Origin of the sequence: Phenylobacterium sp., assembly GCF_037189685.1 — a bacterium.
In the GTDB taxonomy this organism is placed as follows: domain Bacteria; phylum Pseudomonadota; class Alphaproteobacteria; order Caulobacterales; family Caulobacteraceae; genus Phenylobacterium.
This window is the reverse complement of the sequence record NZ_JBBCIT010000021.1, coordinates 113,477-125,533: the sequence shown is the minus strand read 5'-3', so window position 1 is coordinate 125,533 and position 12,057 is coordinate 113,477. Positions and strand designations below refer to the sequence as shown.

Annotated in this window: 12 protein-coding genes; 6 read left to right on the top strand and 6 right to left on the bottom strand. The window is 69.8% G+C overall.

The features are described from left to right. Window positions 1-34 precede the first annotated feature (34 nt). Complete coding sequence (locus WG212_RS13915) at window positions 35-598, bottom strand: DUF1003 domain-containing protein (RefSeq protein ID WP_337187703.1); 564 nt, start codon at window positions 596-598, stop codon at window positions 35-37. Between the two features lie 53 nt (window positions 599-651). Here WG212_RS13915 and WG212_RS13910 point away from each other — a divergent pair, with 53 nt between their 5' ends. After that, window positions 652-1,476 carry an SDR family oxidoreductase gene (locus tag WG212_RS13910; RefSeq protein WP_337187702.1) on the top strand — a complete coding sequence of 275 codons (825 nt, stop codon included), beginning with the start codon at window positions 652-654 and terminating at the stop codon, window positions 1,474-1,476. On the opposite strand, the gene WG212_RS13905 is transcribed toward WG212_RS13910, so the two are convergent. Next, window positions 1,439-2,467 carry a cell wall hydrolase gene (locus WG212_RS13905; RefSeq protein ID WP_337187701.1) on the bottom strand — a complete coding sequence of 343 codons (1,029 nt, stop codon included), beginning with the start codon at window positions 2,465-2,467 and terminating at the stop codon, window positions 1,439-1,441. The two genes, WG212_RS13910 and WG212_RS13905, sit on opposite strands and share 38 nt — an antisense overlap. Window positions 2,468-2,883: 416 nt before the next feature. Between WG212_RS13905 and WG212_RS13900 the strand changes: the two genes are divergently transcribed. Beyond that, window positions 2,884-3,063: a hypothetical protein gene (locus tag WG212_RS13900; RefSeq protein ID WP_337187700.1), complete on the top strand. Its 180-nt coding sequence runs from the start codon at window positions 2,884-2,886 to the stop codon at window positions 3,061-3,063. A 254-nt stretch (window positions 3,064-3,317) separates the two neighbouring features. Here the strand turns inward: WG212_RS13900 and WG212_RS13895 are convergent, their stop codons facing one another. Genes WG212_RS13895 through WG212_RS13885 form a run of 3 tightly spaced genes read right to left on the bottom strand, consistent with a single transcriptional unit; the run spans window position 3,318 to window position 6,024 of the window. Beyond that, window positions 3,318-4,226 carry a hypothetical protein gene (locus tag WG212_RS13895; RefSeq protein ID WP_337187699.1) on the bottom strand — a complete coding sequence of 303 codons (909 nt, stop codon included), beginning with the start codon at window positions 4,224-4,226 and terminating at the stop codon, window positions 3,318-3,320. Beyond that, window positions 4,223-4,945 (bottom strand): iron-containing redox enzyme family protein, encoded by a 723-nt coding sequence (locus WG212_RS13890; protein ID WP_337187698.1) that lies wholly within the window; start codon window positions 4,943-4,945, stop codon window positions 4,223-4,225. The genes WG212_RS13895 and WG212_RS13890 overlap by 4 nt, the downstream gene beginning before the upstream one ends. After that, on the bottom strand, window positions 4,885-6,024 hold the full coding sequence (locus tag WG212_RS13885) for a beta-ketoacyl-ACP synthase III (protein ID WP_337187707.1): 1,140 nt from the start codon (window positions 6,022-6,024) through the stop codon (window positions 4,885-4,887). The genes WG212_RS13890 and WG212_RS13885 overlap by 61 nt, the downstream gene beginning before the upstream one ends. A 400-nt stretch (window positions 6,025-6,424) precedes the next feature. Between WG212_RS13885 and WG212_RS13880 the strand changes: the two genes are divergently transcribed. The 4 genes from WG212_RS13880 (at window position 6,425) to uvrB (ending at window position 11,130) form a co-directional block, all read left to right on the top strand. Then, window positions 6,425-6,976: a MarR family transcriptional regulator gene (locus WG212_RS13880; protein WP_337187697.1), complete on the top strand. Its 552-nt coding sequence runs from the start codon at window positions 6,425-6,427 to the stop codon at window positions 6,974-6,976. After that, complete coding sequence (locus tag WG212_RS13875; protein ID WP_337187696.1) at window positions 6,973-7,647, top strand: hypothetical protein; 675 nt, start codon at window positions 6,973-6,975, stop codon at window positions 7,645-7,647. The genes WG212_RS13880 and WG212_RS13875 overlap by 4 nt, the downstream gene beginning before the upstream one ends. A gap of 62 nt (window positions 7,648-7,709) precedes the next feature. After that, window positions 7,710-8,618 (top strand): alpha/beta hydrolase, encoded by a 909-nt coding sequence (locus WG212_RS13870; RefSeq protein WP_337187695.1) that lies wholly within the window; start codon window positions 7,710-7,712, stop codon window positions 8,616-8,618. A gap of 259 nt (window positions 8,619-8,877) precedes the next feature. Further along, a complete protein-coding gene (uvrB, locus tag WG212_RS13865; RefSeq protein ID WP_337187706.1) occupies window positions 8,878-11,130 on the top strand; it encodes an excinuclease ABC subunit UvrB in 2,253 nt (750 codons plus the stop codon). A gap of 12 nt (window positions 11,131-11,142) precedes the next feature. Here the strand turns inward: uvrB and WG212_RS13860 are convergent, their stop codons facing one another. Next, a complete protein-coding gene (locus tag WG212_RS13860) occupies window positions 11,143-11,997 on the bottom strand; it encodes a Stf0 family sulfotransferase (protein ID WP_337187694.1) in 855 nt (284 codons plus the stop codon). Window positions 11,998-12,057: the final 60 nt, after the last annotated feature.

The following is a 12,057-nucleotide window of genomic DNA, read 5'->3' as shown; positions in this document are numbered from 1 at the left end:
CCGTAGCGCTCGATGAACAGATGCAGGGTGTCGATCATTGGGCCGGCCTGCTCCCGAGCGCTGCCTCGATCCGCTCCAGCCGTCGCGCCATGTCCTCGACCTGCCGGTGCATCGCCGTGATTTCGGTGTGGCGCAGCACGTCCATCTTTTCGTGCAGCGCCATGATCTCGATTTCGGCCTTGAGGTTCACCTCATAGTCGTGCGTGGCATCCACCCGGTCGCGCGCCGCCTGCCGGTTCTGCGACATCATGATGATCGGCGCCTGGATCGCAGCCAGGGTGGACAGCATCAGGTTCAGGAAGATGAAGGGGTAGGGGTCGAACGACAGGCCGAAACCCCTGGTGAGGATGTTCCAGGCCATCCAGCCCAGAAGCGCCACCATGAACCCGATGATGAAGCTCCACGAGCCGCCGATGTCGGCCACCCGGTCGGCCAGCCTTTCCCCGCGGGAGCGTTCGTCCACCTTGAGTCGTCGGTCGACGTCGGTGGGAGCTTCGGTGGCGATGAGGTCGATCACGCTGCGCTGGACGTCGGTCAGGTCCTTGTAGGCGCAGGAGAGCAGGTCCTGGGAGAGCTGTTCGCGGGCGTCCGGCTTCATTCGCGTCTTCCCTGGGCGTATTCGGAGACTTGCGAGCGTTACGGGGGTTGGCGATGGCGGCAAGCGGCAAGGCGCAGATCGACGGGCGCAAGGCCGTCTTCATCACCGGCGCGGCCAGCGGCATCGGCCTGGCGACCGCGAAGCGGTTCGCCGCCGCCGGCTGGTTCGTGGGGCTCGCCGATATCGACGCGAAGGGGCTGGCTGCGGCGCTGGCCGCCGTCGGCCCGGGCAATGGCCTCATCTGCAATCTGGACGTCCGCCATCGCAGCGGCTGGAAGCGCGAACTGGCGGCGTTCGCCCGCGCGACGGCGGGGCGTCTGGACGTGCTGGTCAACAACGCCGGGGTCGCCCGTGGCGGCTATCTCGAGGCCCAGAGCGCCGACGACGTGGACCTCCAGGTGGATGTGAACATCAAGGGCGTCATCAATGGCTGCCAGGCCGCATTCGACCTGCTGGCCGCGACGCCGGGCGCGCTTGTGGTCAATGTAGCTTCGGTGGCGGGGGTGGTCGCGCCGCCGCGAATGGCCGTCTACGCCGCCACCAAGTTCGCGGTGCGCGGCCTGTCCGAGGCGCTGGAGGCGGAGTTCGGCAGGGTCGGCGTGGGCGTCCGCTGCATCATGCCCTGGTTCGTCGACACGCCTCTGCTCGACAAGGCGCGCTTCTCAGGCAACGAGGACCTGCGGGTCTCGCTCCGCCACCAGAAAGTGCCGGTCTATCCGGTCGACGATGTGGCCGAGGCGATCTGGGCGGCCGTGACGGGGCCGCGCCGCGCGCTGCATCACCTGGTCGGCGCCCAGGCCCGGCGGGTCGGCTTCCTCAGCCGGCTTGCGCCACGCTTCGTCAGGTCGCGCCTGAGCCGGCAGGTTGAGGCGATGTGAGGCGCGCTTCCTCGGTGGCGGCCGGCGCCGGGGCGGGCGCGGCCAGTGTCGGCGTTCGAGCCGGGGGCGAGGCCGCGGTCGGCGCCGGCGGCGTGATCGCCTTCGCCTTTGTCTCCCGGGCAATATCCAGCGGCCTGGGCTCGGCCGGATTCGCAGGGTCCTTCGGCGCAGGCCGGGCCTCCAGCGAGGCCTCGATGGCGGACTCCAGCGTGGTCGCGAGGACCAGGTCGGGCGCCCGGACGCTCGTGGCGGCGGTCATCACAGCCCGGTCGACCGTCGACGGCGCCGGTTCGCTCCGCGCCAGGCGATAGGGGGCGAACCGGTAGAAGACATGGGCGCCCACGTTGGCCACCCGCAACATCTGCGGGGCCCAGACGGGAGAGACGGCGGTCGTGTGGAAGTGTGTCGCGGCGCCGATATCGGCCTGAGCCACGCCGGCCAGGGCCCGCGTCGCGATGGCGCGCGCCCGGTCCCACGCCACGGGCTCGCGGAGCCTGTGGGCGGAGCCGTCGCAGGCGAAGCTGAACTGGCAGCCCTTGCGTCCGGCTCCCTGGTAGACGACGGCGCAGACCGACGCGGGAAACGCCGGATGTTTCACCCGGTTCAGCACCACTTGGGCCACCGCCGCCTGGCCGCGAGGGCTCTCGCCGCGGGCCTCGTAGTAGACGGCGCTGGTCAGGCATTCCAGCTCGCTGCGGCGCACCGAGGCCGGGCGCGGCTCGCCTCCGCGTACGGGTTCGGCCGCATCCGCGCCGAACGTCAGGCCGTAGATCGTAAAGCCGGCGCCCAGGCCTGGCGCCTCCGGCGGCGCGCCTGCGTATCCGCTGGCCGCCGCGTGCGTGAGTTCGCGGGCGTGAGCGTAGCCGGCCGTGCGATCCGCCAGGCCGAAGAGAAGGAATGCGGCGCCCAGGCCCAGGCCCATGCCTGCGCCCGCCAAAGCGGCGCCGAGTGGCGCACGCCGGTCGGCGCGCACCAGGAATTCAAATTGCAAAACTGACGGTCCTCAGCGGCGAGGGCGTCTGCGCCCCCCAACCTCACCTGTCGCCCCGGAAGCCCCTGCTCATGCTGGCAGCGTCCGCCGGCAGGCCTGATCCCCGAGATCCGTTGTGGGGGCAGGCGACGGCAAATGGTGAAGGCCGTATGAATGACAAGAGGCCGCTTGGCAACACTTTTTTGCGGCGCAGCATTAACGCTGCGGAGCGCTCTGGTTCCGTGTGAGATCGCGTGGCGGCGTCAGGTGACTGTAAACCCGGGAGAATTCGACGCGGTTCCCCATCGGGGGGTACTTTTCTGTGTTAATGCTCATCTATGCCTGAAACTGTAGGCATTAACCTTGGGGATCCTGGAGGGTGAACTTGTAGGGAACCGTTGTCGCTGCCGCATGTTCTGTACGGCGGAGGTTCCCACATGCTCGCACCGAAGCTTCTGATCCCGCTGGCCGCCGCTGTTGCTCTGTCGGCCTGCGGCCACAATGTCGAACAGCGCGCCGCGACGGGGGCGGTCGCTGGCGCCGTGGTGGGCGGACCTGTCGGCGCGGCGGCCGGCGCGGCGGCCGGAACCGCGGTCAGCAAGACCGTCGACCGCTGACGTGACGACTCGTCGCATCTGGCGCGCGAATTGCTGCGTATCCGGAAAGAAGTTCAGGAGAGCGCAGGATGCGCCACATCATGATCGCCCTGGCCACCCTGATCGGGGTGCTGCTCGTGGCCGCCAACGCCGCGAACGGCGCTTTCCACTAGGCGCCTCGGCCCGCCAGGCGGCTCGTTGATCATCGTCGCGGATCGTACCGCAGAGCGCGCTCAGGTCGCCGAGGGCCTGACGGCGAGGACGGTAGATCCCCTTCACGTTCCGATCGGGTTTCGCGGATCGAGCGGCAGGCCCTGGGCCTGGCGGCGTTTCAGCAGGCGCAGCCAGCCGTGGAAGGCCTCGCAGTCCAGGCCGTGCATCATCAGGCGGTAGCCGGCCTGCCAGGTCGACAGCGGCACCAGGGGATGGCCGTTCTTGACGAACGCCATGTGGTAGTCCGTGCCGAGGATCTTGCCGATGTAGATGGCCACCGTCTCGTCCAGTTGCAGGCTGTTGGACGCCCGGACGAAGTCCGCGCGCGGCAGCATGAGCGCGTAGAGCGGCGTGTAGATCTCGATGGCGGTCTGCGCATCGGCGAAGTTGAGGGGGCCGTCCGGCAGCGGCGCCAGATCGAACGGCTCGTCCGAGATCATGGAGAAATCCACCCGCTCCACCGGAACCAGGTCCCGGCCCTGGACCCGCAGCGAGGCGTTGAGCTGGATGATGAAGTTGAAGACGTTCAGGTCGTGCTGGAGGAAGACGTTGGCCTCGAGGTCTTTCAGCGTCCGCGGCCGCAGCGGTACGGTCTCCACCTCGACAGGCCCGGCGTTGGCCTTGATGAACGCCAGCAGTTCGGTGCCGATGTGGAAGTGGCGCAGGATCAGCATGTTGGCGTCCGGGGTGCAGAACACCTTGAGACCCCAGTGGATCAGCCGGTGCAGCGTCCCGTTCAGGTTGGGATGATGCGGCGAGATCCCGCGGAGCAGCTTCACCAGCAGGAAGAACGCGAGCACCGCCGGCCGGACGACCGGGAACATCCAGCGGCGCGACCAGCTCCGGTTGCCGCGCAGCAGGGCCGTCTTCGCCACCGGATCGATGGGCAGGGAATTGTCGAGGTAGAGAGCCAGCCAGGGGTCCGGATCGCGGGGATCGTAGGACGCGATGTCGAAGTCGCGGTCGCTCACGCCACGATCTCCTCGATCTGAAGGGCGTAGAGCCGCGCCGTGACCTCGGCGGTCCGGACGATGCGGGCCGCCACCGCCGGATCGGGCAGCACCAGACCCAGCATCGCCTCGAACTCCTGGATATGATCGGCGTCGTTCTCGCCGTGATACAGCAGGAACCGCACCGCCTCCTCGGGCAGGCCCAGCCGGTCGCGGACCAGGGCGCCCCATTCGGCCGCCTTGATCGAGCCCAGTCCCTCGACGATCCACATGGCGCCCAGCAGGCCGAAAGGGTTGGGCTTCGACGCCTCGTGGAACATCCAGGCGGACAGCGCCTCGGAGCCGATGTTCTTGGGCGCCGCCTCGATCGTTTCTCGCGCGCCGCCGGTCGCCACATAGTCGGCGTCGAGCAGCCGGAAGTCGCGGTGCTCGGTCACGGCGTGGCGCATCAGTGTCGAGCGCAGTTCCAGGTGACCCTCGCCGATATTGGACGCCGCGCGTGACATCCAGAGCGCGCCGTCCTTCACCTGCTGGCGCAGGCCGATCAGGAAGGCCCGGTAGTCGTCCAGGGTGAACCGGCCCCGCGTCAGGCGGCGGATCAGCGGCGTCGCCTCCAGCCGCCCCTCGAAGTCGGCGAACACCACCGCCAGACGGCGCAGGACGTCGGCCACGTCGTCGCTCATACGGCCTCCAGCAGCATGAAGCCCACGAACGCCCGGCCGCTTTCGGGCACCACGCACAGCACGGTCTCGCCACGCTTCAGCCGCCCGGACTTCAGGAACGCGTCCAGCATCACCCAGATCGAGGCCGACCCGACGTTGCCCACGGTGGCCAGGTTGGAGAACCACTTCTCCTCGGGGATCATGCCGGCCGTCTTCTCCAGCAGGCCCACGATCTCGTCGCGCAGCGACCGCGCCGAGTAGTGGCAGAGCAGGTGGTCAACCTCCGCCGGCCGGATGCGGCCCTGGTCCACCTTTTCCAGATAGACGCCGATCCAGGCCCGGATCACCCGCTTGAGCAGCTCGAAATCCTGGAGCAGCGCCACGGCGCCGGCCGCGTGGGCCGCGGCGGGGCCGGCATGGCTCCAGGTCGCCAGGGGATCGGCTCGGTCCTCGACGGCGGCGCCCGCCCACATGCAGGGGTCGAACCGACCCGCCAGCGACACCAGGTCGATGAACCGGACCCTGAGCGACAGGCCATCGGGCCGCGGCCGGGGCTCCATCACCACGGCGCCGGCGCCGTCCGAGAGCGTGAAGCGAAGATAGTCGGCCTCGGCCCGCAGCCGCCCCTTGGCGTCGACCAGCGACGTGCCCTCGTAGAATTCGGGCCGGAACCACCGCGACGAGAATTCCCCGGCGCAGGCCGCCGCCACCTCGTGCTCGCCGGCCCGCACCTGAAGCCAGGCCGACTTGGCCGCCATCAGCGACGATCCGCAGACGGACTGGAAGCTGGCGATCTCCAGTGGGCCGCCGCCCAGTTCGCCGTGGACCGTCGCGGCGTGGCCCGGCACGAGATAGTCGCCCTGGGTCGTAGCCGCGGCCAGGAAGCGGAGATCGCCCAGCCCCAGCCCCGCCGCCTCAAGCGCGCCGCGCACGGCCTCGGCGCACATGCCGGCGTTGGAGGCCATCGACCTGCCGTCGGTGTCCAGGGCGTAGTGCCGCGTCTCCACGCCGTTCCAGCGCAGGGCGCGGCGACCCAGCAGGCTGTCGCGCCCGCCGATCCGGCCCAGATGGTCCTCCATCCGGTCCACGCCCACGGGCGGGCCCGGCAGGAACGCGCCCACTCCGGTGATGTAGGCCTCGCGCAGCGCCGACGACATGGCCCAGGAGTAGCATCCCCGTCGCCGAACGCACGCGGATTGGCGACTGTTCGCGGCCGGGCGGTCCCGCTGGCCCGTCAGCAGGTGCTGGGCCTCGAGGCGGCGTCGCATCGGGCAGAGCGCCCCTCCTCGATCTCGAGCCCGGCCTCGCCCGGAGCCCGGCGTCGCCGTGGGGCTCGGCCCGCAGTTAGCCCAGCACCGCCCGGATGAACGCCCCCCGGGGCGCCGCTCCAACCGCCGCGTCTCGAAGATATCGGCGTCGTTCGGCGTCAGGTGTGTGATCCCGTGTCGAGTTGTGCGGCGCACAGGCCGCGACGGGCAGCGCCGGCCCGCGAAAGGCGTTGACGGATAAAATCAGGCGCCTGATGATTAGGCTCCAAACTAGATCGACGCCCGACATATGACCTTCGACCTCACCATGCGCGACACGCCCGCGCTCGAAGCCCGCGACCGACGCGCCGCCGCGCTCGGCCATATCGACGCGGCCTCCCTGGCGGCGGCCCAGGACCTGCTGCGCGGCGCCAAGCGCATGCTGGGCGCGTTCGCCACGGCCTTCGGCGTCTATGGCCTCTCGCCGGGACGCTACGGCGTGCTGATGGCGCTGGACGTCCAGCGGCCGTCGATGGCGCCGTCCGAGATCGCCGACCGCCTGGGCGTGACCCGCGCGACGGTCACGGGCCTGATCGACGGCCTCGTGCGCGACGGTCTCGTCGCCCATGCGCCTGAAGGCGCCGACCGCCGCCGCAAGGCGATCGCCCTGACGGCCAAGGGCGAGGCGCTGCTGGGCGCCGTCGTTCCCGAGATCTTCCGGCGCATGGCCGACCTCACCGCCCCCCTCTCCGAGGACGAGCGCCGGACGCTGGTCCGGCTCATGGGCAAGGTCGAGGACGGCCTGGCCCAGACCCACGCCGCCCAGACCCACGCCGCCGAACCCCAGGAGGCCCGCCCATGACCGCCGCCGCCGTCGCGGGCCGCCCCCGCGCCCGATCGATCTGGCTCGTCGTGGGCCTGCTGCTGCTGGCCTACGCCGTGGCGGGCAACTGGCTGGTGCTTCCAGGCTACCGCCGTTTCCTGGCCCACGGCAGCCCGGGCGACGGCGGATCGGGCGTGGACTTGGCGCTGATTTGGGGCGCTGCGCGCACCATCCTCTGGATGCTGTCGTTCCACCTGGGTGCCTTCTGCGTCGCCTGGGCGGCGATCGGCGCGAGCGGCGCGTCACGGGCCTTCCGGCGTGGGTTCGCGCTGGGCGCCGCGGCCTGGATCGGCCTCTGGACGATCCCCACGCTGCCCGGCCCCTACACGGCGGTGTTCGCGAGCCTCGGCGTGCTGATCCTGGTCCTCATGGCCGCCGCCTTCGCCCGCGCCGCCCTGACCGGCGAGCCCTTCGCCGACGCCCGCGGCGCGCCCTGGCGGATCGCCAGCGCCTTCTTCTTCGCCCTGGCCACCTGGGACATCTGCGGCCTGGGCAGCGTGGGCGGCATCCTGCGGCCGGACTCCGCCGAACGGCTGGCCAATCACGCGCTCGTGGTCGCCCAGACCACCAAGCTCATCGTCGAGCTCGTGATCGCCTGGGCGCTGCTCGCGGCCGCCGCCTTCCCCGCGCGAGGCGGCCGACCGGCCTGATCCGATTGCCGGCCGCCGCGCCCCGGCCTAGCCTGCGGCGTAAATCAGAACGGGAGGCGGCGATGATCCGGACGGCGATGGCGTTCCTTGCGGTCCTGGCGCTGTCGGCCGCGGCCCCCGGAGAGCTTCGGGCCGAGGACCGGTACGCCACGAACGGCGGGGTGAGGATCCACTACGTCGCCGAGGGCCAGGGGCCGCTGGTGGTCCTCATCCACGGCTTCCCCGACTACTGGGCCACCTGGAAGCCGCTGATGGTCGAGCTGAACAAGGCCGGCTACCGCACCGCCGCCCTCGACCTGCGCGGCTACAACCTCTCGGACAAGCCGGCCGGCGAGGCCGCCTACGCCATGCCGAACCTGATCGGCGACGTGGCGGCCGTCATCGCCGCGGAGGGCCAGCAGAAGGCCATCGTGATCGGCCACGACTGGGGTGCCGCCATCGCCTGGCAGACCGCCTTCAACCGCCCCGACCTAGTGGACAAGCTGGTGATCATGAGCGTGCCGCATCCGGCCGGCATGGCCCGCGAGCTGGCCACCAACCCCGACCAGCAGAAGAACAGCCAGTACGCTCGCAACTTCCAGCAGCCGGGCTTCGAGAAGAACCTGACCGCCGAGGGCCTGGCGGGGTGGGTGAGGGACCCGGCTGCCAAGGCCGGCTACGTGGAGGCCTTCAAGCGCTCGGACTTCACCGCCATGCTCAACTACTACCGCGTGAACTACCCGCGCGAGACGGGCGCCGACGTCCAGGCCGCGGCCGCCGCGGCAGGCCCGCAGCGGGTGAAGGTCCCCACCCTGGTCCTGCACGGCATGAAGGACACCGCCCTGAACGCCGCCGGCCACGCCGGGACCTGGAACCACGTCGACGCCGACAGCACGATCGTCATGCTCCCCGACGCCGCCCACTTCCTGCAGCACGACGCCCCGGACCTCGTGAACCGCACCGTCCGCGACTGGTTGAACCAGCGGCGGTAGGAACATTCCTCCCCCGCAGGGGGAGGTGGCGTCCCGGACGAGGTCCGGGGCGACGGAGGGGGCTTCCTCCGTGGTTGTGGGGCTTCCTCCGCGGCTGTCCCATGATCGGGGCGTCTCGCCGTTCTGAGCGGAAGCCCCCTCCGGCGCTGCGCGCCACCTCCCCGCAGGGGGAGGGATGGCGCCCATGCTGCCACGCCGCTGTCAGCAGGCCTGCGCGAGGATGTGGCGGCCAGCCCGTGGAGCGCCTACCTTGGACGCCATGCCCGCCCCCGCCGCCCCAGGCGTGTCCGACATGTCGGCCGCCTTCGATTACGACGAGAACACCCTGCCCATGCTCTGGAAGCCGCACCGCCCGGTGCGCCCGGAGAAGAGCGAGGGCGGCCGGCGCTTCAAGCTGGCCAGCGCCTACCAGCCGGCCGGCGACCAGCCCCAGGCCATCGCCGAGCTGGCGTCCGGCGTCGAGGCCGGCGAGCGCGACCAGGTGCTGCTGGGCGTCACCGGCTCGGGCAAGACCTTTACGATGGCGAAGATCATCGAGGAGACCCAGCGGCCCGCCCTGATCCTCGCCCCCAACAAGACCCTGGCCGCCCAGCTCTACAGCGAGTTCAAGAGCTTCTTCCCCGACAACGCGGTGGAGTTCTTCGTCAGCTACTACGACTACTACCAGCCCGAGGCCTACGTCCCGCGGACCGACACCTACATCGAGAAGGACTCCAACCGGAACGAGCAGATCGACCGGATGCGCCACGCAGCCACCCGCGCGATCCTGGAACGGGACGACGTCATCGTCGTGGCCTCGGTCTCGTGCATCTACGGCATCGGCTCGGTCGAGACCTACTCGGCCATGACGTTCTCGCTGAAGCCGGGCGACCGGATCGACGAGAAGAAGCTGATGGCCGACCTCGTGGCGCTCCAGTACCGGCGCAACGAACAGGCCTTCGAACGCGGGACGTTCCGCCGCCGGGGCGACACCATCGAGATCTTCCCGGCCCACTACGAGGACCTCGCCTGGCGTATCAGCCTGTTCGGCGACGAGGTGGAGTCGATCGCGGAGTTCGACCCGCTCACCGGCCGGAAGACCACCGAACTCGACGGCGTGAAGATCTACGCCAACAGCCACTACGTGACGCCCCGGCCCACGCTCCGCCAGGCCATCGACCGCATCAAGGTGGAGTTGAAGGAACGCCTCGACTGGCTGGTCGCCAACGGCAAGCTGCTGGAGGCGCAGAGGCTGGAGCAGCGCACGACCTTCGACATCGAGATGATGGAGGCCACCGGGTCCTGCGCGGGGATCGAGAACTACAGCCGCTACCTCACCGGCCGCCGGCCGGGCGAGCCGCCGCCCACCTTCTTCGAATACATCCCCGACAACGCCCTCCTCTTCGTGGACGAGAGCCACCAGACGGTGCCCCAGATCGGGGGCATGTACCGGGGCGACTACCGGCGGAAGTTCACCCTGGCCGAGTACGGCTTCCGCCTGCCCTCCTGCATCGACAACCGCCCGCTCAAGTTCGAGGAGTGGGACGCCATGCGGCCGGACAGCGTCTTCGTCTCGGCCACGCCCGGCCCGTGGGAGATGGAGCGCACCGGCGGCGTCTTCGCCGAGCAGGTGATCCGCCCCACCGGCCTCATCGACCCGCCGGTCGAGGTGAAGCCCGTCGCCAGGGACGGATTCAGCCAGGTGGACGACGTCATCGACCAGGTGCGGCAGGTCGCGGCCCGCGGCTATCGCGCCCTCATCACCGTCCTCACCAAGAAGATGGCCGAGGACCTGACCGAGTACATGCACGAGCAGGGCCTGCGGGTGCGCTACATGCACTCCGACGTCGACACCCTGGAGCGCATCGAGATCATCCGCGACCTGCGGCTGGGCGCCTTCGACGTGCTGGTGGGCATCAACCTGCTGCGCGAGGGCCTGGACATCCCCGAGTGCGGCCTGGTCGCCATCCTGGACGCCGACAAGGAGGGCTTCCTGCGCTCGGAGACCTCGCTGATCCAGACCATCGGCCGCGCGGCGCGGAATGTGGACGGCCGGGTCATCCTCTATGCCGACAGCGTCACCGGCTCGATGGAGCGCGCGATGGCCGAGACCTCGCGGCGCCGCGAGAAGCAGCAGGCCTACAACCTGGAACACGGCATCACGCCCGAGAGCGTGAAGAGCCAGATCAAGGACATCCTGGCCAGCCCCTACGAGAAGGACCACGTCACGGTGCCGGCCGGCGTCGCCGAGGGCGACAAGCCGTTCTTCGGCGACAACTTCAAGTCCACGCTGAAGGACCTGGAGGCCCGCATGCGGGAGGCTGCCGCCAACCTTGAGTTCGAGGAGGCCGCCCGCCTCCGCGACGAGGTCAAGCGCCTGAAGATGCTCGACCTGGAGTTCGCCAACGAGATGCTCACCGGCGAAGGGGAGTCCGTGGATCGGGAGGCGGTGAAGCGCGTGAAGGCCGAGGTGCGCGCAGAGAAGGCGGAGGAGATGCGCAAGATGCGCGGGCGGCGGCGGAAGGGGCCGTGAGGCTTCGGCGGCTCAAGAACTCGCCGTCAGTTCCCCGCGGTTGATCCGCCAGTAGCGCACGAAATCCGCCCGTTCGGCGGCGAAGCGTTCCGCCCATTCGGCCGGGACTTCCGAGCGCGGCTTGCGCACGGCGGGAGCCGAGGGGGCGGCGGGGGGCGGGGGAATGTCGAATGCGCGGGCGATGGCCGCGACGCCAGCGTCCACGTCGCGCGCCAGGTCCTCGTAGAACAGGTCGACCCGCGGGGCCGGGCTCTCCTCCAGGAAGCGGGTCCAGTAGTATTCCTGATTGAGGATGTTGCGGGCGTGGAGCTCCACCTTGTCGGCGTCGAAGGGGATCTGGCGCTGACGATCCTCGAGGTCGCCCACGACCACGTCCCGCTCGTGCCAGAGCTCGGTCTCCACCGCGAGCGTGAGCGAGACGGCCTGGGCCACGAAATCCTCGCGCCGGAGGAAAACGACGAGGTCCAGGGGTTCGTAGAATGACCGGAAAAGGTCGAGCCGCCGGGCCGACTGGAAGCGCCACCAGTCGGTCTTCAGGCCGAAGACCCCGTCCTCGGACGCGAAGCTCGCCGAGACGTAGGCTTCGAAATCCTCCAGGTTCGGGGTCGGGAACAGGCGGTCGAACTGCGAGATGTAGGCTTCGTTCAGGAACTCGTCCGGGAAGCCCAGGCGTCCGTATTCGCCGATCCGGGAGCAGAGGAGGGTGCTGCCGGTCCGTCCCGAGGTGGCGATCAGGTAGCGCCGGACCGTCTCGCCCGGCGGCAACCGGTCGTAGAACGGATTGTGGGCCCGCTCGCCCAGCCTGTCCCGGATTTCGCCCAGCAACGCCACCACTCCCACCGCCGGCAGGATGAGGAGCTCACGCAAATGTGGCGACAATATCCCCGCTGGGTTGCGAAATGTTTCGATTGCACGGCCAGACTGCGG

Coding starts and splice junctions, on each gene's coding strand:
- WG212_RS13875 (WP_337187696.1), top strand. CDS start 6,973: ATGACCGCCGCCGCCGTCGCGGGCCGCCCCCGCGCCCGATCGATCTGG.
- uvrB (WP_337187706.1), top strand. CDS start 8,878: ATGCCCGCCCCCGCCGCCCCAGGCGTGTCCGACATGTCGGCCGCCTTC.
- WG212_RS13885 (WP_337187707.1), bottom strand. CDS start 6,024: ATGTCGTCGGCGCTGCGCGAGGCCTACATCACCGGAGTGGGCGCGTTC.
- WG212_RS13910 (WP_337187702.1), top strand. CDS start 652: ATGGCGGCAAGCGGCAAGGCGCAGATCGACGGGCGCAAGGCCGTCTTC.
- WG212_RS13880 (WP_337187697.1), top strand. CDS start 6,425: ATGACCTTCGACCTCACCATGCGCGACACGCCCGCGCTCGAAGCCCGC.
- WG212_RS13870 (WP_337187695.1), top strand. CDS start 7,710: ATGATCCGGACGGCGATGGCGTTCCTTGCGGTCCTGGCGCTGTCGGCC.
- WG212_RS13900 (WP_337187700.1), top strand. CDS start 2,884: ATGCTCGCACCGAAGCTTCTGATCCCGCTGGCCGCCGCTGTTGCTCTG.
- WG212_RS13915 (WP_337187703.1), bottom strand. CDS start 598: ATGAAGCCGGACGCCCGCGAACAGCTCTCCCAGGACCTGCTCTCCTGC.